This window comes from Bacteroidota bacterium (assembly GCA_005882315.1).
Taxonomy (GTDB): Bacteria; Bacteroidota; Bacteroidia; order Chitinophagales; family Chitinophagaceae; genus VBAR01.
The window spans coordinates 635020-659343 of record VBAR01000003.1; the positions used below are offsets into that span (position 1 = coordinate 635020).

The 24324-nt window shown below is 38.1% G+C and carries 21 protein-coding genes and 1 other RNA gene; 5 read left to right on the forward strand and 17 right to left on the reverse strand.

What is annotated here, in order from left to right:
* Positions 1–51: 51 nt before the first annotated feature.
* A complete protein-coding gene (locus E6H07_16235) occupies positions 52–966 on the reverse strand; it encodes a hypothetical protein (protein TMI62950.1) in 915 nt (304 codons plus the stop codon).
* Between the two features lie 104 nt (positions 967–1070).
* On the opposite strand from E6H07_16235, the gene E6H07_16240 reads away from it, so the two are divergent.
* Positions 1071–1994 (forward strand): CPBP family intramembrane metalloprotease, encoded by a 924-nt coding sequence (locus E6H07_16240; protein TMI62951.1) that lies wholly within the window; start codon positions 1071–1073, stop codon positions 1992–1994.
* A gap of 112 nt (positions 1995–2106) precedes the next feature.
* Entirely contained in the window at positions 2107–2823 is a 717-nt protein-coding gene (locus E6H07_16245) for a hypothetical protein (GenBank protein TMI62952.1), read from the forward strand.
* 2 nt (positions 2824–2825) lie between these two features.
* Here E6H07_16245 and rnpB read toward each other — a convergent pair.
* The 3 genes from rnpB to E6H07_16260 form a co-directional block, all read right to left on the reverse strand.
* An RNA gene (gene rnpB, locus E6H07_16250) (RNase P RNA component class A) lies at positions 2826–3215 on the reverse strand.
* Between the two features lie 56 nt (positions 3216–3271).
* On the reverse strand, positions 3272–4285 hold the full coding sequence (locus tag E6H07_16255) for a hypothetical protein (protein TMI62953.1): 1014 nt from the start codon (positions 4283–4285) through the stop codon (positions 3272–3274).
* Between the two features lie 101 nt (positions 4286–4386).
* Positions 4387–6303, reverse strand: a complete 1917-nt coding sequence (locus E6H07_16260) for an amino acid permease (GenBank protein TMI62954.1) — start codon at positions 6301–6303, stop codon at positions 4387–4389.
* Positions 6304–6432: 129 nt separating this feature from the next.
* On the opposite strand from E6H07_16260, the gene E6H07_16265 reads away from it, so the two are divergent.
* Complete coding sequence (locus tag E6H07_16265; protein TMI62955.1) at positions 6433–6807, forward strand: hypothetical protein; 375 nt, start codon at positions 6433–6435, stop codon at positions 6805–6807.
* Between the two features lie 20 nt (positions 6808–6827).
* Here the strand turns inward: E6H07_16265 and E6H07_16270 are convergent, their stop codons facing one another.
* The 13 genes from E6H07_16270 to E6H07_16330 all read right to left on the reverse strand — a co-directional run bounded on the left by E6H07_16270 (position 6828) and on the right by E6H07_16330 (position 19588).
* A complete protein-coding gene (locus tag E6H07_16270) occupies positions 6828–7793 on the reverse strand; it encodes a polyprenyl synthetase family protein (protein ID TMI62956.1) in 966 nt (321 codons plus the stop codon).
* A 43-nt stretch (positions 7794–7836) separates the two neighbouring features.
* Complete coding sequence (gene rnr / locus E6H07_16275) at positions 7837–9834, reverse strand: ribonuclease R (protein TMI62957.1); 1998 nt, start codon at positions 9832–9834, stop codon at positions 7837–7839.
* A 2-nt stretch (positions 9835–9836) separates the two neighbouring features.
* Positions 9837–10907, reverse strand: a complete 1071-nt coding sequence (gene lpxK, locus E6H07_16280; protein TMI62958.1) for a tetraacyldisaccharide 4'-kinase — start codon at positions 10905–10907, stop codon at positions 9837–9839.
* Entirely contained in the window at positions 10897–11466 is a 570-nt protein-coding gene (locus E6H07_16285) for a 5-formyltetrahydrofolate cyclo-ligase (protein TMI62959.1), read from the reverse strand. The genes lpxK and E6H07_16285 overlap by 11 nt, the downstream gene beginning before the upstream one ends.
* Before the next feature lie 53 nt (positions 11467–11519).
* Positions 11520–12068, reverse strand: a complete 549-nt coding sequence (locus E6H07_16290; protein TMI62960.1) for a methyltransferase domain-containing protein — start codon at positions 12066–12068, stop codon at positions 11520–11522.
* On the reverse strand, positions 12056–12868 hold the full coding sequence (locus tag E6H07_16295; GenBank protein TMI62961.1) for a DUF3822 family protein: 813 nt from the start codon (positions 12866–12868) through the stop codon (positions 12056–12058). The genes E6H07_16290 and E6H07_16295 overlap by 13 nt, the downstream gene beginning before the upstream one ends.
* 84 nt (positions 12869–12952) lie before the next feature.
* Positions 12953–13450, reverse strand: a complete 498-nt coding sequence (locus E6H07_16300) for a DUF4442 domain-containing protein (GenBank protein ID TMI62962.1) — start codon at positions 13448–13450, stop codon at positions 12953–12955.
* A 2-nt stretch (positions 13451–13452) separates the two neighbouring features.
* A complete protein-coding gene (locus tag E6H07_16305; protein ID TMI62963.1) occupies positions 13453–13953 on the reverse strand; it encodes a DUF255 domain-containing protein in 501 nt (166 codons plus the stop codon).
* 9 nt (positions 13954–13962) lie between these two features.
* A complete protein-coding gene (locus E6H07_16310; protein ID TMI63092.1) occupies positions 13963–15522 on the reverse strand; it encodes a peptidase C1A papain in 1560 nt (519 codons plus the stop codon).
* 261 nt (positions 15523–15783) lie between these two features.
* Positions 15784–16995: a diaminopimelate decarboxylase gene (lysA, locus tag E6H07_16315; protein ID TMI62964.1), complete on the reverse strand. Its 1212-nt coding sequence runs from the start codon at positions 16993–16995 to the stop codon at positions 15784–15786.
* Positions 16996–17069: 74 nt separating this feature from the next.
* Positions 17070–17774: an SMC-Scp complex subunit ScpB gene (gene scpB / locus E6H07_16320; protein ID TMI62965.1), complete on the reverse strand. Its 705-nt coding sequence runs from the start codon at positions 17772–17774 to the stop codon at positions 17070–17072.
* Positions 17775–17901: 127 nt separating this feature from the next.
* Entirely contained in the window at positions 17902–18783 is an 882-nt protein-coding gene (gene atpG / locus E6H07_16325; protein TMI62966.1) for an ATP synthase F1 subunit gamma, read from the reverse strand.
* A gap of 109 nt (positions 18784–18892) precedes the next feature.
* A complete protein-coding gene (locus tag E6H07_16330) occupies positions 18893–19588 on the reverse strand; it encodes a hypothetical protein (GenBank protein TMI62967.1) in 696 nt (231 codons plus the stop codon).
* Between the two features lie 310 nt (positions 19589–19898).
* Here E6H07_16330 and secA point away from each other — a divergent pair, with 310 nt between their 5' ends.
* Both secA and E6H07_16340 read left to right on the forward strand, forming a co-directional pair.
* Positions 19899–23195 (forward strand): preprotein translocase subunit SecA, encoded by a 3297-nt coding sequence (gene secA, locus E6H07_16335; GenBank protein ID TMI62968.1) that lies wholly within the window; start codon positions 19899–19901, stop codon positions 23193–23195.
* Between the two features lie 150 nt (positions 23196–23345).
* Positions 23346–24323: a YitT family protein gene (locus E6H07_16340; GenBank protein TMI63093.1), complete on the forward strand. Its 978-nt coding sequence runs from the start codon at positions 23346–23348 to the stop codon at positions 24321–24323.
* Position 24324: the final 1 nt, after the last annotated feature.

Here is a 24324-nt window from a genome sequence, read left to right on the forward strand (position 1 = left end):
AGCCCCGCTATAAAGCGGGGCTTTTTTTTCTGGACGGCCAATTATGCTTGATTATGGGAGAAAAATTATTCTTTGACTGTTTCCATTATTCCAGGTAAGTAATGCTTTATTATCGCAATCACCATTATTAGGAAAACCAAAATCCAATCTCAGTTCACGGTCATTGATCTTAATTTTCAACGTTCCTTCGCTGATCCAATGACAGGCTACTTTCTTGATCAGCGGATCAACCGTATTCAATATGATTGTTAACCCGTTTCTGAAAGTTGTTTTTGAACGACCTTCGATCTGGTACACATCATCACGTACAATTCGTGTAAGCATACCGGCGATCTGTTTTACATATTTAATGCCTTCGTAAGTGTAACCTCTTCCGTTAGGGAAAGTTACTTTACCATCATTTACTTCGATGCTCCATTTGTGTACAGGTGGCTCACTCAGGTTTCTGAAAATTTTGGTGCCTTCAATATGTATACGGTTTACATGATAACGTACAAAAGTGAGGGTAACAACAGAACCCGGTCTGCGTAAAGGCGCTGTAAAATGCAATACTAATTTACCACTGCGCACTTTGCCATCACGACCTAAACAACCATCGCCAAAATCTATCGTAACAGTTTTAGGATAAGTGCTGTCGTTAGGAGTAATTGTGATCGTTGCACAATCACCAATCCTTGCACGCAGTTCTTCAAATGCAGGAAGATATAAACGAGCCTCAACAGAAAGTTTTCCTTCCACGCCAAAACCACCGGCACTGCCTTCTTCATCAGCAGCAGTCATTGCGATATCATCAGCGTCGTCAAAGCTTGCTTCAGCTTGTGAACTTTCATCAGATAATTCTGCAGCTTCTGCTTCGGTTACAGCTGTATTGGAAACACTTGCTTCTTTTTTGCAGCTAAATAAAAATACATTGAGTAAAAGAATGGATGCAATTAATGCGATCCGGTTAAATGATACAAATTTCATAGCTATACATTTTAAAAGGGTTCAGGAATTTCATTTACGCTACATAAGAACCGTGCTGACAAAAAAAGTTTAAACCAGGAAGAAATATTTTATTTTCATCCTTTATGAAGGCTATTATCAATTACCTGGGGCAGTATTTCTACGAAGTGAATAAGTTCGTTTTAAGCGGAACTATTATTACAGCAGCCCTGTTTATCTTCCTCAATTATCATTTTTTTATCGATAATACGATTGAAGCAAGTCCCTCTCTTATTTCTAATTTTATTTACCGTTATATAATTTTTTTCAGTGCATTTGTAATTCCCTATTGCTTTGTTTTATTCATCGGAAAGGGAAAATCATTTGTCAATAAAAATTTCATTCTTCTTCTTTTACTCGCCCCGGCTATTTTTTCATTAAAGACTACATTAAATTTCAGGTTCAATATTTCAGAAAACGATGATCAGAATCATTTCTGGGAACTCGTTCTTTATTGGCCCTCACTTATGGTAATGATTGTACTCGTTCTTTTCATGATCCGGAGGATCTTTCATCCCAATGAAAATTTTTATGGAATAAAAATTAAAGGCATTGACTGGAAGCCTTACTGGTTGATGCTACTTATTATGCTTCCATTGATCGCAGCAGCATCTACACAAAATGATTTTTTACAGATGTACCCTAAAATGAAAATGATGTCGGGCTTTACTCACCCTGAAAATTTTGGATTTTGGGAGAAACTACTCTTTGAACTTGCATATGGCAGCGATTTTATTTCAATAGAACTTTTCTTCCGGGGTTTTCTCGTTTTTGGATTTGTAAAATGGTTTGGAAAGGATGTTATTCTCCCGATGGCCCTATTTTATTGTACCATTCATTTTGGTAAACCCATTGGCGAATGTATCAGTTCATTTTTTGGAGGGGTGCTTCTTGGTGTTGTGGCTTATAATACCCGATCAATTTTAGGGGGGTTGATCGTTCACCTGGGTATAGCATGGTTGATGGAACTGGGAGGTCATATTGGCAACCAGCTATTTAGAAATGGTTGAAGAAAATAAATATGAAGTACGAATTGAGTTAAATACGAAAGATTTTTCGGGAATTACTATGAGATACGGAATAGGGATATTACTTTAGATGCCCCTTTAAAACGGATACCTTTTGAATAAACTATTACTCTTTTCTGGAGCTTTTATTATAATTTTTTCAGCCTGCAAAAAAACCGAGGTGCCTTTGCCGATGAATGAAGCATGTATCCAGCAAACTATGGATCCGCTTGCAGTTGCCTACGATACCAACCAGGTTTATTACATTAATTACTCAGGTAAGCATTGTGGCTTTATGCCTTTTAATTCAAAAAATTATTGGGTGTATGAGGATTCAATTTTTGACGGCAATGGTAATTTTAAAACCGTAAAAATTGATACCCTGCGTTATACCAAAACATTACAGACCCCAGATCAACTGATCTGGTGGGAAACAAAAAAAGATGTTGGTCTTCCCAGGAAAATATATGCGAGTGAAAACGCCATTTATGGTTTAGAAAACGGAAGTTTTATCGTGGATTCATTTTATACTAAAAGGGAACTGTATGAAGCGGAAAAAGACACTGTAAACTTTCTTGCCAGCTTTGTTGATATTGTTGCGTTTGGAAAAATCATTAAAACGACTGAAGCGCTGAGGACTGAAGCAGGAAGTTTTTCAAATTATATCATGTTGGAAAAATATGCACCGGGTTATCGTCGCGATAGGGTTTATTTTGTGCCGGGCTTTGGTGTTATCAAATATACCAGTGAGTTTTATAAAGCCCCCGGTCCTCCTTCTAATATGAAACTCTTTATCAAGTCTACCTTGATCGGTTATCACACCGAAAATTAAAAAAAAGCTACAAACCCATAAGCCGGATTCTGTTCGCATCATTGCTGATGCGGGCCATCATTTATCTGTTCTTATAGTTGCCCATAAGAATCAATCTGCCCACCCTGTAATGCACGCCTTGCAGCGATTCAGGCGAGTAGCCTTCAAACATTACTATACGTGGCATTTCAGCATGTAAGGTTTACCCGTCCCGATAATTACTTAGCGGGACTGTGAGCTCTTACCTCACATTTTCACCCTCATCCCAACTTTTCAGCCGGGACAGTTATTTTCTGTGGCACTATCTGTTGCATGGCATTTATAGCCTTACACCCGGCTCTTCACCGGTACATTACTCTGTGCTGTCCGGACTTTCCTTCCCGATAAATCGAGACGATAGCCGGGTTTGTAGCAGTATTTTCAATGAACTTAATTTTAAAAAGCGAACAGCAAAAATAAATAGACTTATTCAGTATTGAAAGAATATCTCCGTAGCACCATAACCAAACCTGGAATCATATTGGTTCACAAAACTCTTTACTTCTTTCCGGTGTTTTAGTAAATCATGAATTTCATCACGCAGTTTGCCACTGCCTACTCCGTGTATAATAATAAAGCTGGGCTGAAAATGTGAAATAGCTAACGCATAATATTTCTCAAACGTTTTGAGCTGTAAGCCAAGTATTTCATAATTACTCATCCCCCTCCAGTCATCAGTTAGTTTTTCAATATGCAGATCAACTACACTACGTGGGGGTTCCATCATTTGCCTGAGTTTAGAAATATCATAGATCCTTTGTCCTTTACCCAAATGACTCAAATCTTCTTTGTCCTCAATTATCTTATCCGGATATTTTTCAAACAAAGAATAAGAGAACATGGCCTCATTCTTTTTCTTAAGCTCTTCGATGCGGTTAAAAACCTGTTTAGGTTTCAACTTAATATTCGTTTCAAAATACTCTGCTTTCTTTTTATCGAACTTATCTAATGTAAACTCAAATTCAAAAACCGGGTTATCATTTAAATGCTCAAAGGGAATGTCGTGAATATAAAAATCCTCGAACGGGTTAACTTGATTTTTCAGTTCGAATTCCTTTTTTCCAAAATAGGTAAGGCAGTAATTGAAATTGTAAACCTGCTTTGTCCGGTTAACCAAATGTACTTTGAGCTCTTCCACTACTTCATCGCCAAATTCATCAAGGTCCATTACAGGTAAAAAGGTCAACCAAACACCATCTTCTTTTTGCTCAGGTTTTGTTTTCTCCTTTCTTACATCATCGATATAAGCTTTTTGTTTTGGAGAATTAACGATTTTCTTTTCAGTAAATCTTTTAAAATAAGGAAAGTCAACCTGGTCCATATATACAGGAAAGCTTATCCCTTTTACATCTACAAGCAACATTTTATCATTGAGAATGTCAAGTACCTCGCCTTCCTCGTTAGAATGAAGAATCAAAATTTTATCACCAACCTCGTATTTCATTTCATTTATTTGCTCAGTAAAGATACCGAATGTACAAGTCCCGATAGTTATCGGGAGCGACACAACATATGCTGATTGTAGCAATACAGCCTGTTACCCAATTATTTTCCAGCCAGTTTACTTTTCTTATATCCATACAGGAAGTATAATATTAATCCTATTCCCAACCAGGAAAGAAACCATAGCCAATTACTTTTTGTCATACCCGTGAGCAGATACAAACAAGTTGTAACTCCCATTAGAGGAATTAATGAGTAATTTTTGAGAAAGGCGAAAAAAGCAAGAATAATTATTATAATCCAAAAAATAATTATTGAAACTTTGGCTGTTCTGCTTTGCGTAGTATCATTATCAGAAATAAATTCTTTAGCTAAAGTAAATTTTTCTGAAACGTTTGAGCTTAATTGTATTTTTGCTTTTAATTTAATAAAAGCTGAGTCATTGTGATTTTTTGAAACTAAATGCTGTTCTAAGTTTTGCACAACTGCAAAAGTGTCAACGTTATTCTTAGGAATAACCGCCGAAAAGGCATCCACCTTTCTTTCAAAAGAAAAATCAAACTTATCTGCAAAATAATTTTTTGCGAAAAATAACAATAATACAATAGCAATCACTATCAAGCCTGGAAAAATAATTTTACTATTCACATAAGGAATATTAAACTTGCCCGGAATTTTTTCTCTTCTTGGTATCAACAACACTCCACCGCAAACCAGTACAAATGCAAATAAAGTGGCAATACTTGTAAAGTCGAGTACAAAACTTTTGTCAGTGAATAAAATGGGAACACCAACAACAAAGCCTGTAACAATTGTTGCAAAAGATGGTGTTTTAAACCGCTTATGAATTTTCTGAAATACGGGTGGTAGTAACCCATCCCGGCTCATGCTCATCCAAATTCTTGGTTGCCCCATTTGAAATACAAGTAAGACACTTGTCATAGCTATAACAGCGCAAATAGCAACCAGCAATTGCATCCATCCTATATTCAGATTTTGTTTCTCAAAAATGAATGCCAGCGGGTCACCAATGCCTTCAAAGTTTTTATAATTTACCGCTCCTGTTATAACCAACGTCAGTAAAATATAAACAACCGTACAAATGACCAATGAGTAAATCATCCCTCTTGGTAGATCTCGTTGTGGATTCTTGCTTTCTTCTGCCAATACACTCACTGCATCAAACCCAATATAAGCAAAGAACACCCCGCTAACTGCTGCCATCACTCCACCAAAACCATTCGGCATAAAAGACTTAACCCCTTCATCATTTGCCGGCGTCCAGTTGAACGTAAGACCGTTTGAAAATAACAATGCACCACCAACAAGAATTACTAATGTTACAATTGCAAGTTTGAGTATAACCATTGAGTTACTGAAATTCCTGCTCTCTTTGATTCCACGATAAACAAGATAGGTAATGAGCAGGTTGATGACTAATGCCGGTAGATCCAAAATCATTCTTAGTCCGCCAATCTCAGGAGCAGTGGCCCATGCATTCAAAGCCTCTTTATTACTGCTTCCGGAAAGAACAGCTTTATGTGCTTCCGTATAACTGCAACTTAGATAATCGGGGATATGAACATTTAGTTTTTCAAGAAACGAAGTAAAATAATCACTCCAGCTAAATGCCACATAAATATTACCAATTGAGTATTCCATTATCAAGGCCCAGCCAATTATCCACGCAAACAATTCACCAAAACTTGCATACGCATAGGTGTAAGCGCTGCCTGCAACAGGTATGCGGCTCGCAAATTCAGAATAACATAATGCTGTAAAGGCACAGGCTATACCGGTAATTACAAAAAGTAATACTACTCCGGGCCCGCCTTTAAAAACGGCTTCGCCCAAAGAACTAAAACTTCCAGCGCCAATGATAGCTGCAATTCCAAAAAAAGTCAGGTCACGAACTGTGAGTACCCTGTTGAGCCCATGTGCATGTGCATCGCCGTCGCCTTTAGATGATTCAGAAAGTATAGAAGAAATTTCTTTTCTGCGGAACAAAGAATTTGCCATCAGCATGTTGATTTTGGGCTGTCAAGATAATGAAAAATCAGTACCTGATTAAAATCAGGCATGAGATTGATTTTCTTCATTCCTGACGTTCAGGCTTCTTCTAATTTTTGTGTTCTAAAATTAAATGAAATGAAAACTTACAGAGAACCAATGAGCATATCTTCCTCTTATCATGGAGCAATAACTCAAGAATCTTTATGGACACGTTTTATTAACTGGTGCACAGACCAGGAAGAAAAAAAAATGTTATGGCTTGCTATCGGGCTGGCCGGTCACGGTTGTGTTATAACGATACTTACACTCCTAGCTATCATGCTTTCCGGCAACCCGGTGATCTTGTGGCCATTTGCAATGGCAGCAATGGCAAGTTGTTTGATTGTGAATCTTGCCGCATTACCAACTAAAATAACAATACCTGTATTCTTTTTCAGTGTGCTGATCGATCTAGTGATAATCGGTATCTGTATTTCGAATGGGATAAACATGAACAGCATTTTCGCTTAACCATTTTTTAAAAGCACTGACTATATATCCCTTTGAACAAGAAATTGAGCCAGCTCCCTGAGCGGCTCTTTTCTTTTAGAGAGAACTGCAATATCATCGAGATGCGTCAATGCTTCGTCCAGGTATTTTGCTTTTAATTTCAATGCCCATTCATCTACTTCTGATTCTTTATAAATTGAAAGTACATGCTGAATTTTATCAGCTTCATTAGTTTTTAATAATTGCTGTAAATCTTTTTTATTTTTGGCAGAAGCAACTTCCAGAACATGTATCAATAAAAATGTTTTTTTATTGGCCAGGATATCTCCGCCTACCTGCTTACCGAATTTTTGTGGATCGCCGAATGCATCCAGATAATCATCCTGTACCTGGAATGCAATGCCCAGCTTACGGCCAAATTCATATATAAGGTTTTGATTTCTCTCACCTGCACCACCGAGAATAGCCCCTACTTGCAGACTTGCTGCCAATGCAACCGATGTTTTCAGTTCGATCATTTTTAAATAATCATCCAGGCTTACAGTATCCATTTGCTCAAAATCCATATCCATCTGTTGGCCTTCACAAACTTCCATCGCTGTTTTATTAAACAAGTTCAATACAGCATGCAGGTAAGATGTATTTATTTTATTGAGATAATCATATGCTTTTACCAACATTACATCACCAGCAAGCAGTGCAGTACTCTCACTATATTTTGAATGAACGGTTTGCATACCCCTCCGTAAGGGGGCTTTATCCATTATGTCGTCATGTATCAAAGTGAAATTGTGGAATAGCTCAATGGCTGCGCCTGTATGCCATGCGTCAGGATTTATTTCATCAAACAATTCATTGCCCATCAGGCATAAAACAGGACGTATCCTTTTGCCGCCGAGTTTTAAAAAATACTCATTCGGTTCGTACAAACTGGCTGGTTGTTCCGGGAAATGCCGTTGGTTAAATTTTTCTGTAAACTGTTTTGATAAGCTTTCGAATGATTGCATGGTTTATTTTTCAATTTCAAATATAATCCAAACTCAATGCTCTTTACTTTGCATTTTTGGTTTTTGACTTCTTAGTTTTCGCTTCTTCTACAACCCATTCGTAATCCAATTGTCGTTTAGTCAAATTAGCCGCCACTACTTTTATCATCACCTTATCTCCCATCCTGAATTTTTTACCACTCCGCTGACCAGTCAAACAATAATCTGTTTGATCATGATGAAAAGTATCAAAATCAAGAAGACTGTTTAATGAAACAAGTCCTTCACATTTATGTTCTATTGTTTCCACCCAGAAGCCAAATGCAGCTACACCGCTGATCACACCTTCAAACTCTTCGCCCAGGTAGTCCTTCATATATTCCACCTGTTTGTATTTATTCGCAGCCCTTTCTGACTCCATTGCAGCTCTTTCCCGTTCACTGCAATGCTTGCATTTCTCTTCCATCTTCTTATCTACAACAATGGCTTCTATAAGCGATTGTTGCAATACACGATGAATAAGCACATCCGGGTAACGGCGTATCGGTGAAGTAAAATGACAATAATGCTCGAAACCTAAACCATAGTGACCCACATTCTCTATTGTATATTTTGCTTTTGCCATAGTACGAATGCCTAATTGTTCCAGCACATGCTGTTCTGGTTTACCATGTGCATCCTTCAATAACTGGTTAAATGATTCAGCAATTTTATCCGGCGAAGACATATCGAATTTATGTCCAAACTTTTTTGCAAAGGCAACAAACGGCACCAGCTTTTCCTCATCAGGATCATCATGAATACGATAAGGTACTGGCAACGGCTTATTATGAATTTTAATTTTCGACAAATGCTCTGCTACCTTCCGGTTGGCCAATAACATAAATTCTTCGATCAATTGATGTGCTTCTTTACTTTCTTTAATAAGTATCCCGATCGGTTTGCCTTTTTCATCCAGCTTGAAACGTACTTCCTGTGAAGAAAAATTTATTGCTCCGTTTTTAAACCGTTGCTTACGCATCCGTTGTGCCATTTCATTCAGTAATAAAAGTTCTTCCTTATGCGGCCCCTCTTTTCCTTCAATCATTTCCTGTACATCTTCATAAGTAAACCTGTGATCAGAATGAATAACCGTTTTACCCAGCCAGTATTGCTTTACATCACCCTTAGGAGTTAACTGGAAAATAGCGGAGAAAGTGAGTTTATCTTCTTTCGGTCTTAATGAACACAAAAAATTAGAGATATGTTCCGGTAACATTGGGTTTACCCTATCTGGCAAATAAACAGATGTGGCTCTTTCATATGCTTCTTTATCCAATTCTGTTTCTGTCTCCACGTAATGGCTTACATCTGCGATATGCACGCCTATTTCATAATTTCCATTCTTTAGCGGACGAAATGAAAGGGCATCATCAAAATCTTTTGCATCTACAGGATCTATTGTAAATGTGAGTATCGAACGGCAATCTTTTCTTTTGCTGATCTCGTCCTCTGTTATTGTTTCGGGAATTCTTGCAGCTACTTCCATTGCTTCATCTGAAAATTGAAGTGGGAAGCCGCTGTCGAGCAAAATCTCCTTCATTGCAAGATCATTCTCATTTTCTATATTCAGCACATGCACCACTTCACCCACAGGCCGCTTATCGCTTGACTCCCATTCCACCAATCTTACCACTACTCGTTCATTATTTTTTGCTTCGCCAATATTTTCCTGCGGTATGTAAATATCCGGCATTGGTCGGTCCATTTCCGGAATAAAGAATGCAAAGCCTTTGTTCATCTCAATGCGACCGACAAACTCTTTACGTTTCCTGGTTACCACTTTAATTACTTCACCCTGCATTCTGCCGACGCCTTCTTTTCCTTTTGTAATTTCTACCCATACCATGTCGCCATGCAGGGCCGTATTTAATCCCTGCTGCCTCACCATAATATCACTGTCAAGATTCTCAACAATTATATAAGCTACACCAGAACGGGTCATATCCACCGTGCCTTTATATACTTTTGCAGCCGATGATTTCTCTTTTGTTTTTCTCTTCTTTGAGTTTTTTCTTCCCATTTTTAGTTTCTTTCAAAATTTTTTATAAATGATTCTACTCTTGTATTAAATTTTTCTCCCTCACCAAACAAGAAATGATGACGGATAGGTATCACATACACAGGCATCCCATGCAACTCACTCCCAAACTTATCCAACCTCACTGCATCTTTTTCCGTTGTGAGTATTAGTTTTTCATTTGATTCAATTGCTTCGAACCTGCTTCGGATATGCCTTAAATCATCAATAGTGAAAATATGATGATCAGAATATTCAATCAGTTGATAGATTTTGCTATGCTTCTCCAAAAGTTTTTTCAACGAAGCGGGGTTAGCGATCCCGGTCACCAATAAAACTTCGGTAGTGTTTTTTAATTCTATTCCCGTTTTTTCAACCAGGTGATAACATTGGCCATATTCAATCGTTGTAAAATAAATTTCCTGTTCCGGTAAAGGATCTATTTGCTCTGTTATTTTTTTCTTTTCTTCTTCAGATAAATCAGGTTTGCATTTTGTAACAACAATTATTTCCGCCCGTTTATAAGAGGATTTTAAATCCCGCAGATCACCTGTAGGTAAATAAAAATCATCAACAAATAAATTATCATGATCAGTTAACAAAATATCAAGCCCAGCTTTGATAGCTCTATGTTGAAATGCATCATCGAGAATAATAGCCTGTGTCTCCGGTCTGTCGTGAAGCAATTGCGGTATTGCAAAAATCCTTTCTTCACCAACTGCAACCGCTAACTCAGGAAATTTTACATGAAACTGCATCGGCTCATCGCCTATTTCCAGTGCTGTAGTATTTTGTTGTGCCAATGCATAACCTTTCGTTTTTCTTTTATATCCACGGCTCAGTGTTGCTATTTTATACTTGTCTTTTAATAATTCGATCAGGTACTCTACCATTGGCGACTTACCTGTACCGCCGACAGATAAGTTTCCAACTGAAATTAATGGCAATCCAAAAGTTGTTGAACTCAAAATATTTTTATCATACAGCTTATTTCTCACCCAGATTATAAACCAATACACCAGAGCAAGGGGCAAGAGTAACTTCCGGAATGAACGCAGAAAAAAGTCAGAAATCATAAACCTTATGTGGAGTGATACAAGTGGTTAAAGTTAAGTCAAAATTATTGCGATCATCCAGTTTATCTATGGGATCAAAATAACTAAACCCGATGATAATACATTCCCTGCTGCAAAGATAGAGATACCTGTCATAAAAACCTTTTCCGTAACCCAGCCTGAAACCTTCATTATCTATGCAAAGCAGCGGCACAAACAGGAGATCGATCTCATTAGGCAATAAAACATCACCATTCATTGGCTCATAAATATTATGCTCATTCTTCTTAAACTTCGTTTCTTCATCCGTAATTACTGCCGTCATTACTTTCTTTTTGAAATCAGCTTTAGGGTAACAGATCTTTACTTCGGGATTTTTAAATTCTATATAATCTGTAAATAAATGAGTGTTAGGTTCTTTATTTTCCTCGATGGGCCAGTAAGAAAGCAGCGTGTTGATAAAAGGGAGTTTCACCGTTTGAAACTGTATCAGCAGCAGATCATCCAGCTTTGAACGTTCTGCATTTGATAATTCCATTCGTTTATCACGGTAATATTTCCGGGCTTCAGCCTTCAACATACCGTTAAGATAGAAAAAAGAGGCGATAACTGATAATTAGCAAGAGACAACTATTATCGTTCCCCTGTTTCTATAAAAATGGAAAATACTGTTGTTCCGTAGTTACGTTCAGTTTTGAAGAAAGGAAATGTTTTATAATCATTCCGCGGTGTATGTTCAAGAACAAACCAGCCGTCTTTATTTAGTAATTGCTTTTCAAAAATAAGTTTAGGCAGATCATCAATATTCGTAAGTGCATAGGGCGGACCGGCAAAAATGAAATCAAATTTATCTGTACATTTTTCTATAAAACGGAATACATCAGATTTAAATACTTTAAAATTTTCCAGTCTCAACGTTGATGATGTTTTTTTGATAAAGTCATACATACTTGTATCCTTCTCTACGATCGTTAGATCCTGCACACCCCGTGAAGCCAGTTCATAACTGATACTGCCGGTACCTCCGAATAGATCCAACGATTTTAATCCATCGAAGTCAAGGTTATTCTGAAGGATATTAAACAAGCCTTCTTTCGCCACATCTGTAGTAGGTCTTGTATAGGGCATTTTTGAAGGCGGATTAAACCGCCTGCCTCCATGTTCACCGGCTATAATGCGCATCTGGCAATGTCATTTAATACTGTGAAGAAATGAGCAGGATGATCCTCATGGCTCCATGTTGCGTTCCTGAATTCAATATTCATGAAGTACTGATACATTTCTTTATACAATGCCGAATCTTTATCTACCAACCCGGTTATCCTCAACTGTACTTTATATTGAGAAAGTGAATACGCATTGCAAAGATTCAGCAACTCATAAATAACATCATGTGGTGTTGCATATTCAAACCTTTCAGCAAGCAATAATTTATTTTGATTAACAGCTACCAGCTCAAATTCATCAACACCGAAATCAACCTTTAGCAAACCATCTTCATTATTATCAAGATTCTTCAGCGCCAATGTTGGAAAATTTTTAAAAGAAGCAGATGGATAACGTCGCATTAAAAATTGCTGTACCCCTTGCGGCACAGTATATATATCATTCAATTGCCAATCGATCATACTTTCCGATACAATATTTTTTCCAGCCAAAACACCATGCACAGATTTAAATAGTTCACCAAAATTTTCATTGCTGTAATAATCCTGTGGCACTAAAATATGTTGCGGATAACAGTAGCAAACAGAGACCTTATAAAAACTTGCACTTGCTTCAGGATGCAGACTTAATATTTCAGCAAGTACTTCAATATTCATTTCATCAGCTGAAAAACTTGCAAGATGATACAACTGGTTTGCCTGCGCATTAGAAATGGCAAATGAAAAATTCTTTTCGCCAAGACTTATTGAAAGCACTGGCTGGATCATTTCCTTTTGTCCATCATGCTGTATATGAAAAAGTTTTTTCAAATTCATTTTCTATGCTGCAATGTTAGGATAAATTCATTTGATAATAAAGAAAAGGAGTGCAAACACAGGCTTTGCAATTTAACGGGAAAGCTACAAGCTCACAGGCTTCTGCTTTGCTTTAAATGACCATGTAACAAAAAATTCAGCAACAATTTCTCCAGATTTATTACGGCCAACAGATTTTGCCGTAACCGTTTTCCCTTCGCCAGTTGAAATAGAATCTTCAACGGCCTGTTTTATCAGCAAACCATCTTCGCAGGTAAACGTTGTTTTATCGGCTGCTTTTTTAAAATAATGTGATTCAACTTTTACCACCAGCATACTTACTGGTGGTTGACGTTTATAAATCTGTGCAAGAGCCAGGGTACCGGTACTCATTTCAGCTGCCATACTCAGGCTGGCAAAATAAGTACTCTGAAAAGGATTTTGTGTAAGCCATTTAAATGGGATCGTAACGGAACATTTATGCTCATCCACTTCTCTCACCCTTACACCAGAAAAATAAGCAGCCGGCAATTTTGAAAAAAGAAATAGACGGAACTTAAATGGATGTCTTGCTAATTCGAAAAATTGATCAGCATTACTCATAACTATTGCTCCGGGTATTGTTTAGGGTCAAATACTTTCGGGCCCCACTCGGTAAAAAATGATTTCACTTTGTTTCTGTCATACGATGTTTTGCCATCTTCAAGGTACCATGAATTTTGAGTATGAAGCAACTCACCTTCAGCATCCAGCATTAAGAAAACAGGAAAACCAAAACGTTGCGGGTATTTATATTTAGCCAGCAATTTTGTATTATAATTTTCCTTGCTGTAATTCATATGATACACTATATAGTTTGCATTCATCAATGAATCCAATTGAGCATCTTTACCGACGTAGTAATAAAACCTTGCACACCAGATGCACCAGTTACCACCTATTTGTATAAGCACATGCTTACCCTCATCTTTTGCTTTTTTTACGGCATCCTTAATAGCCTGCTCTGCATTTTCTTCAGGTTTATAAAGACTAAAACTCTTCATATCCTGCGAATACATAACAGAAATTGAAAACAACAAAATGGTAAGAGAGAATATTTTTTTCATTTGCTTTTATTATTGCTTGTCAAATGCGACTACGCAAGCTACTGCTTTATTATCATTTGCATCTACCTTAAAATAAATTCGTCCGTCATTTGTACTATTAAACCTCGCAGAGGAAATCAGCATAGATTGTAATGCTTCATTTACTTTTCCAAGGTAATCGGGTCTTGCACTACGGCTGATGGCTGCATTGATGGAATTATAATCAAGCTCCTCTTTACTTACAACAATTGCGATATAATCCCTGTTACCAATACTATCGGCTTCCATTGATTGTGCTTTAGGGAATAAACGATAACCAGTGATACCGCAATAAGGTGAATGTTTAGAAACAGTTTCACCTGGTTTTAAATACGGAAACAAAACATAGCTGCTACCATCTGTTTCCATTCCGAAAATATAAGTATAACACTCAGTCGCATTTTCAATTGACATTTTAAAACGTGTCCCTACTGAAATCGGCGATGCTGTTTGAAATAAGTTATTCCCCGCATTACGCAGTTGAATATTTTGTCCGCCATCATTGTTCACTAAACCAATTGTACACTCGAGAGGAATATTTGCTACTTCGGTTCTTTTTGGTAATGGATCAATGCCATATGCTTCTTTTGCATACTCGGTGAAGTCGCTATACCTTACCCAACCTATTCCGTTCTTACCCCATTCAGGCCCCCAGCTATTCATGATCTGGAATGCGCCGCCTTCTTTGCGATCATCATACCCGATCACACACATTGCATGTCCGCCAAATCCCATTTGTGATTGATCCATTCCCTGCGGGTGCCATACTTCCTGCCCTATCATCTCCTGCATAAAACTTCCTCCGACCATCATACCAATTACAACTGGTGCATCTTTAGCTAAATGTTCTTTTATTGCACGAACACTTATTGCATTGATATTATCTCCATTGGTCAATCGTTGAAATCCATGGATCACATTCTGTTTTCCTTTATTCAGATCATTTCTATCAGGTTCACTACTACAATCCTGGTCATTGTAAGGATATTCACTCAACGGCACACCACCTGTGCTGCTCATTGCCTCCATTGCTTTTTGTATATAAGAACCCTGGCAGCCTTCCAGTTTTATTTGATTATATAAATAAGATGGACTGAAACGAATTGCATTTGGATCAGCTCCTGTAGCTGCAGCAGTTAAAACTGTTTGTGCACCATAAGCACTGCTCCATGCTACACAACTTCCCTGTTGTCCCTGGTTAAGCCGGTTGGGTGCAAATTTTAATAGTGATACTGCTTCAGGTAAAGGATTTTTTGTATTATCATCTTCCAATCCTTCGTACACAGATGCTTTGTTAAATTCATCAGGACTAAAATTGTAACCACTTTGAGAAAACAGGTTTGTGATCTGAGACACATTACAACCGCCTTTATTCATAAAGAAATAAGCTCCTGCTGCAATAACAAGCAGAAATATTATTCCTTTCCCTTTGAACAATCCTAACAATAAAGGAAGTAATGCCCCAAGCCCGCCTCCTCCACCAGGGAAATTTGGTCTACGGCCACCACCGCCATCGTCATTATCACGTGGCTGGTTAGGATCATCTGTCATTCGGATAGGCATAGAAGTAATTTTAGTTATTGGGAATAGAAATTAAATTTAAGAAGTTCAGATGAAAAACTATGCCACAAGATTGTTTCTGAATAACTAAATTCACGTTTCAACACTTGTTATGCTGTTAGTGCTATTGATCTTTGCTGGTATTTATCTTGTGTGGATCTTGCTAAGGCCAAAGAAAACTGAACGAAAAAGATTCAGTCTTCGTGAAAGAAGAATGCAGCGGGAAGAAGAACGAGAAAATGCAAAAGAAGATTAATCCATCAATTGATTGCGCAGCAGATCATCCATCACTTCTCTTTTTCTTATCAGTTTTGATTTACCATTTTCAAATAAAACTTCAGCTGGTTTGTAACGTGAATTATAATTAGAGGCCATTTCAAAACAATAAGCACCTGCATTTCTAAAAATCAAAAGATCACCTTCTCTTGTTTCAGGCAACTGACGATGTGAAGCAAATGTATCTGTCTCACAAATATTACCTACCACATTATAGATTTTCTTTTCACCACCAGGATTCGAGATATTTTCTATTTCATGATAAGCATCATAAAACATGGGGCGAATGAGATGATTCAATCCACTATTTACTCCAGCAAATGTGATTTCACCGGCAGGCTTTATCACATTCACTTGTGTAATGAAATACCCACATTCACTCACAATATATTTTCCCGGCTCAAACCAAACCTGTAAATGCTTGCCATTATTTTTCCCAAACCATTCAAACTCTTCTTTTACTTTTTTTCCAAGCTTTTCAATATTGGTTCCTTTTTCACCAGCTTTGTAAGGAACTTTAAATCCGCCTCCGAGATCAAGCACTTCCAGTTCGGGAAAATGCTTAGTTACTTCAAACAACACTTCAATACCTTTTGCAAACACTTCCACATCTTTTATCTCGCTGCCGGTATGTATATGCAATGTGCGGATGAAAATATTATTGTCCTTAATAACTTTTAAAACTTCATCAATGTTTTCCAACGGCACACCGAACTTACTTTCTGCATGACCTGTTGAAATTTTTAAATTTCCTCCAGCCATAATATTCGGACGCAAACGAATACCAACAGGGTAGCTATGTCCATATTTTTTTCCAAACTTTTCAAGATTAGAGATACTATCGATATTAATGTGCACACCCAATTCTTTTGCTTCCATTATTTCTTCGAATGAAATATTACTGGAAGTGTATAAAACATTTTGCGGAGCCAATCCTGCTTTCAATGCAAGCTTTACTTCATTTACTGAGCTGCAATCAACATTACAACCAATACTGTTTACATATTTTAGCACATTAATATTGGTAAGTGCTTTTGCTGCATAAAAAAAACGGGCATCACAACCTGCAAAAGAATGAAGCAGGTTTTCATATTGTTCTTTTATTCTTTCTGCATGGTAAACATAAAGCGGTGTTCCGTATTCAGCGGCGGCTTGTTTCAATTGCTCAGGTGTAAGTTCTAGCGGCATAGCGACGAAGGTATAAAACACAAGGCACGGTTCAAAAAACCGTGCCTTGAAAGTTTATGTTGATTATTTACAAATCAGCTTTCTTCTCCCTCGTTTGTATTTTTATTTGTTATCAACTCTCCTGTTTCAGTTACTGATAGCTCAGCATCAGCAGGAGTTTCAGTTACGTTGTTTTCTTCTGTGTTCAATTCAGATGGAGTATGATTGATAAGTGTTGGTTCTACCAACTGCTCGGCGAGTACTTCTTTGATCTTTGGCAGGTCATCGGCAGTATTGATGCCGAAATAATCCATAAAGCTTTTAGAAGTTCCGTAGATCAATGGTTGGCCGGGTTTTTTTTCATCACGGCCGCTTATGATGATTAAATCTTTTTCTAATAACTTTTGTACAGCATAATCACAGTTTACGCCACGAATAGCTTCTATTTCACCTTTGGTCACCGGTTGCTTGTAAGCGATAATTGCCAACGTTTCGAGTGAAGCAGCAGTTAAACGCTTCAGGTATTTTTCACCATTCAGTTGGGCAATTGTTTTATGAAATTCTTTTTTAGTTAAAAACTGCCAGCCGCCGCCGCTTTGTTTTACTTCGAAAGGATAAAACTCAGAGCCATATTTTTCAACAATACCTTCAATAGCAGACTCTACCTGGTCAAGTTCTACTTTATCATCCATATAGCCCAAAGCATTATTCACCAGGTCAAGCAATTCGAGTGTAGTCAATGGCTTGTCAGACGCAAAAATCAGCGACTCGACATGCAGTATCAGATTATTTATTTCCATAAATCAGATTAAATAGGTAACGAAAATACAATCAATGCTTAGAAGCACATAACACAGTTATCAACATTTAAAAATTGATTAACTAACCAATATCAGAACACAGTCCTTTAAATAAATAGTCCGGTGGTTATCCTTGTAAAGCAGCGGCGCCGCTTACGATCTCAGTCAGCTCGGTAGTAATTGCAGCTTGTCTTGCCCGGTTATAGCTTATACGTAATGCACGAAGGATCTCATTTGCATTTTCGCTTGCTTTATCCATTGCAGTCATGCGGGCACCATGTTCACTGGCATTTGCATCCAATACAGCTTTATATAATTGCGTATTGAGGATCTTCGGCATCAGTTCATTGATCAACTGATCTTGTGAAGGATCATAAATAAAATCAGCTTTTGTTGCGCCGGCTTTTTTCTGCACTTTAGGAATTGGCAGGAAACGTTCCACCTCAAAACGCTGAGTAGCCGCATTTTTAAACTGGCTGTAAACAAGCTCCACCACATCAAATTGTTTTTCTTCAAAAGCTTTCATGGCAGCCTGCGCAGCAGCCTGTACATTTTCAAAACTCAGGTGTAGCAAAATATCTTTGTAAGTATCAACAGCATTAAATTTATTTTTCTGAAAATGTTCAAACCCTTTTTTACCGATACTCCAGATCGTAACATTTCCTTTTTTAAACTGCTCAGGATATTTCTCAGCAATTGTTGCCCTGGTCAATTTGGTCAGGTTTGAATTATAAGCACCGCACAATCCACGATCACTGGTAATTGTAATAAACAAAACTCTTTCTACCGGACGTTCAACCGCCAGGTTCATTCCTGAACCACCTTCCGAATTGCTCACGATATTGGTCAGCATTTCCTGTAGCTTTTTTGCATAGGGACGCATTTGAATAATTGAATCCTGTGCACGTCGCAGCTTGGCTGCACTTACCATCTTCATCGCCTTTGTGATCTGCTGTGTACTTTGTACTGATTTGATGCGGTTTCTAACCTCTTTTAACTGACCTGCCATAGCTTTCTAGAATTGGCCGCAAAGGTAGGGTTGTGAAGCTAAAATTCCAGCGGAATGTGGAAAAGAAATAGATATCGGGATCAGGGCGACTGAGCTCTTAATCAAGGGCTTAATTTTTCAACTCAAACTCCCTCTTTAGCCCATAAGTAATAGCGATCCGACCCCCTTCTTTGGTACCATCTTTCACCACTTTCTCATCCTCTTTATAAAATCTAATATTGATAGGGCCATTAACCAGGTTATCCAAATCACCAAGAGTAAGTGTAACCCTACCATTCCTGACCGTATCGACCCGGTTAATATCGTTGCTTTCAAATGAAGTGTCTCTTGCAAAAATTCTGACATAATCAACAAGGTTCAACCCGTCCAGATCAAATATCAGCTCGCCACGGCTGAGTACGGCAGGTATTTCTGTACTTAATTTAAAAGGCTGAAAGCTGAACTCTTCTTCGTATTGCTTTTTATTAATGTCGGTAAATATGATTTTATGATTTCCTGCAAAGCCTGCGAGTGGTTTTATTACTTCATAAAAAGCGCCGGTCATTCTGCTACTATCTGTCGGTACAACTTGCCCATCCAGTTCCACCTTTGCCGGATCATTCAACACCAGCGTGGTTCCATTAACACCGCCAAAGCGGTATTGCAGCATTATGGATACATCTTGTTTACCTTCCTCAGCCCATATTTTATAGTCAAAATAAATGGCATCGGGGTTCACATCTTTGCTATTTCCAATTTCGTTGCTGGTGCAGGAAGAAATTAATAAGGTCAAGATGTAGGTGGAGAGTAATAATGGACGACTCATAAAGTGATTTGGAGTTAATACCGGTTCAGGCCGCAAGGTTAGTTAAAAAATTTAAAATACATTTTACTCCAACCCAGCACTTAGTTATAATCAAAAAATAGATGGTAATAAAGGTTGGGTTTCCTCCTGCTCAAATCATACTTAAGTCCATAGACCACATGTTATCTGTGTGCTTCCTACGCCATAAATTGCCTACCTTTGGCCTCCTTAAAAAACCCGCTGCCATTTTGGCCATAAAAAAGGGATAGCAGGGTTTTTGACGACCAAAAAGACTAAATATTAAAACTTCAATCCCCAATCTTAAATATCTATGTTAGGCTTTATCTCAAAATTCTTTGGTGGCAGCAAATCGGAAAAGGATGTAAAGAAAATCGAGCCCCTTGTAATAAAGATCAACCAGCATTTTGCAGCTTATCAATCCATATCCAACGATGAACTCCGGGGCAAGACCCAGGAATTCCGTCAGCGCATCAAAACTCATTTAACAGGAATAGAAACCGAAATAGCTGAAGCCAATCGTAAAGCTGAAGAACTTCCTTTTAATGACCTGATGGGTAAAGACGCTATTTACCAGCAGGTGGATAAACTGAAAAAAGAAAGAGATAAACAGATTGAAGAAATACTCCAGGAAATTTTACCCGAAGCATTTGCTGCAGTAAAAGAAACGGCCAAACGTTTTACAAATAATACAGATATTATTTCCACTGCAACACAACTGGATCGTGACCTCAGTGTCAAAAAAGATTATATAAAGATCGATGGTGATAAATGCATTTTTAAAAATACATGGACAGCCGCAGGAGGTATTGTTACCTGGAACATGGTGCATTATGATGTACAGTTGATCGGTGGTGCAGTTCTTCATTCAGGAAAAATTTCAGAGATGGCGACCGGTGAGGGTAAAACATTAGTATCTACTCTCCCATCCTATTTGAATGCTCTTGCAGGTGAAGGTGTACATATTGTAACTGTCAATGATTACTTGGCCCGTCGTGACCAGGAATGGAACGGCCCCATCTTCGAATGGTTGGGTATTACTGTTGATTGCATCGATAAACATCAGCCCAACAGTGAAGAAAGAAGAAAAGCTTATCTCGCAGATATCACTTACGGTACTAATAACGAATTTGGTTTTGACTATCTCCGTGACAACATGGTACACTCTGCAGAAGAAATGGTGCAACGCAAACATCATTTCGCTATGGTGGATGAGGTAGATAGTGTATTGATCGATGATGCAAGAACTCCATTGATCATTTCCGGTCCTGTTGCTAAAGGCGACGACCAGCAATATCATATTCACAAACCAAGAGTGCTGCAACTTTACCAGGAGCAGGAAAGAATTGTCCGCAATTGCCTGAACGAAGCAAAAAAACGTTTTGCAGAAGGTGATGATGATGCAAAAGGTGGTGGCATGTATCTCTTCCGTGCATTCCGTGGTTTACCCAAATATGGCCCTGTGATCAAATACCTGAGTGAACCTGGTGTAAAAGTAAAAATGCAGAAAGCAGAAAATTATTACTTGCAGGATCAGCAGCGTCATATGCCTATCATCGATGAAGAATTGCTTTTTCATATCGATGAAAAAAACAATTCAGTTGATATGACAGATAAGGGTTTGAACATGATCACCCGTACAGGTGAAGACCCTGATTTTTTTGTATTGCCGGATATCGGCGTAAAACTGGCTGATATAGAAAAAAGCAGTTTAGGTGCCGATGAAAAATTGCAGCAGAAAGAAGTATTGCTGAATGATTATTCTCAAAAAGCAGATCGCATTCACAGTGTTCAGCAATTGTTGAAGGCTTATACATTATTTGATAAAGATGTGGAGTACGTAGTAATGGATGGAGCCATTAAAATTGTAGATGAACAAACAGGTCGTATTCTTGATGGAAGAAGATATAGTGATGGTTTGCACCAGGCGATTGAAGCGAAAGAAAATGTAAAGATCGAAGCGGCTACACAAACTTATGCTACTGTTACATTGCAAAACTATTTCCGTATGTACCATAAGTTGGCGGGTATGACCGGTACAGCGGAAACAGAGGCAAAAGAGTTGTGGGATATTTATAAACTGGATGTGGTTACAATTCCTACCAATATTCCGATGATAAGAAAAGATCAACAGGACCTTGTTTATAAAACCAAACGTGAAAAATATAAATCGGTTATTGATGAAATAGAAGCATTGCGCAATGCAGGTCGTCCCTGTCTTGTGGGTACTACTTCTGTTGAGGTGAGTGAGTTGTTAGGTAAAATGCTATCGGTTAAAAAAATTCCGCATAATGTACTGAATGCAAAACAACATGCAAGGGAAGCACAGATAGTTGCTGAAGCAGGTTTACCCGGCGCAGTTACGATTGCAACAAACATGGCCGGTCGTGGTACGGATATTAAACTCGGTGCCGGTGTAAAAGAAGCAGGCGGATTAGCTATCATTGGTACTGAACGCCATGAATCAAGAAGAGTTGACCGCCAGTTGCGTGGCCGTGCAGGTCGCCAGGGTGATCCGGGTTCATCGCAGTTCTATGTTTCATTAGAAGATGATTTGATGCGGATGTTTGGCAGTGAACGTATAGCCAGTTTGATGGATAAGATGGGTTATAAAGAAGGTGAAGTGATACAGCATAGCATGATCAGCAATAGTATTCAAAGAGCACAACGCAAAGTGGAAGAAAATAATTTTGGTATACGTAAAAGGTTGCTGGAATATGATGACGTAATGAATGCACAGCGGAATGGTGTGTATGGAAAACGCCAGCATGCTTTGTTTGGTGAACGCCTTGCGCTGGATATTGACACCGCTTACTCTGTTGTTGCAGAAAATTTAGTTGCAGGTTACAAAGAGATGGAAGATTATGAAGGATTTAAAATGGCCTGTATTGTAAACTTTGGTCTTGATATAACAATTGATAAAGAAGAATTTTCAAGAACTGATATCAACTCACTGAGCGACCGCTTGTACAATGAAGCAACAGAAAATTATGAATCACGTAAAACTGCATTAAGCAAACAAGCTTTACCTGTATTTAAAAATATCCGGCTGCAGCAAGGTAATCATATTGAGAATGTTTATGTGCCGTTTACAGATGGCAAGAAAGGCCTGAATGTTTTGGTCAATATGGAAAAAACATTAAAGAGTGAAGGTTCTGAGGTTTGTTCTTCTTTAGAAAAAACAATTTCGCTGCAGGTAATTGATGATGCATGGAAAGAACACCTGCGTGCAATGGATGATCTGAAGCAAAGTGTACAGACCGCTTATCTTGAACAAAAAGACCCATTGGTTATTTACAAGATGGAAGCCTATAACCTGTTTAGAAATATGACAGGGGATGTAAATAAAGATATTGTTTCTTTCCTTGCTCATGCATCCCTGCCTATACAACAGGAAAGTACAAACCTGAAAGAAGGCCGCCAGGAAAAAACAGATTACAGTAAGATGCGTGCAAATAAAGAAGAAGTGGATGCTGCAGGTGAAGATTATGCAGCAAATGAAAAAGATAAATTAGTGCCGGTAACAGTTGGCCCTAAGATCGGACGCAATGATCCTTGCCCTTGTGGTAGTGGCAAGAAGTATAAGCACTGTCATGGTAAAGACGCTTAAGCAGATAACAATTTATAGATAATAGTTAAAGCATTCACGAAAATTGTGAATGCTTTTTTTTGTTTTGCTAACCTTGTTTGTACTGTTCGTGCATGACTGATATTTCTTAAATTTGAAATACTTCAAATCAGATTTACCATCATGCCGAATATGAACACTCCCTGGAAGCGTTTTGTGACAAAGCAGGTTCTCCGGTATAAAAAAGCTACGCCGGAAGAAGGCCGTGAGTTCAGTAAATATGAGCTTGCAAAAGCCTACCGTGAATTAAAACTCACTGTTGTTTCTACTATCAAAGACTTTTTTTTCATTTTACTAGGCATCATCTCAGCGGCATTTGGCCTGGAAGGTTTTTTGATTCCCTCTGATTTTATTGATGGTGGAGCCACAGGTATAGCATTACTCGTGAATGAGCTTACTCTGGTTAACTTTTCTTTATTACTCATACTTATCAATATTCCATTTCTGTTACTGGGTTTGAATATTATCGGAAAAGGATTTGCTATCAAAGCGGCTTTATCCATTGGCGGGTTGGCGCTGGCTGTTACGTTTATCCATTTTAAGCCTGTTACTGATGATAAATTACTGGTAGCCGTGTTTGGCGGTTTCTTTCTTGGTGCAGGTATCGGTTTATCTATTCGTGGCGGGTCTGTTATTGACGGTACTGAGATCGTTGCACTTTTTCTAAGTAAGAAGTTAGGGACTACTGTAGGCGATATTATAACGCTTATCAATATCATCATATTTACTGCAGCCGTATGGCTCATCTCTGTAAATGTAGCATTGTATGCCATGATCACTTATTTGGCCGCATCCAAAACAGTTGACTTTGTATTGGAAGGTATAGAAGAATACACAGGTGTTACCATCATTTCATCCCACCAGGAAGAAATAAAAGAAATGGTTATAAATGTTATTGGCCGTGGCGTTACGGTTTATTCCGGCAAAGGTGGTTATGGCAAGGAGGGGCACACTGAAGAAAAAAATATTATTTATACCGTTATCACCCGGCTTGAAATAAGTAAGCTGAATAAGGAGATACAGAAAATTGATCCGAACGCATTTGTAATAATGACGGCGATCAAAGATATCAAAGGCGGTATGATTAAGAAAAGAAGGCTTAAGCATTAAA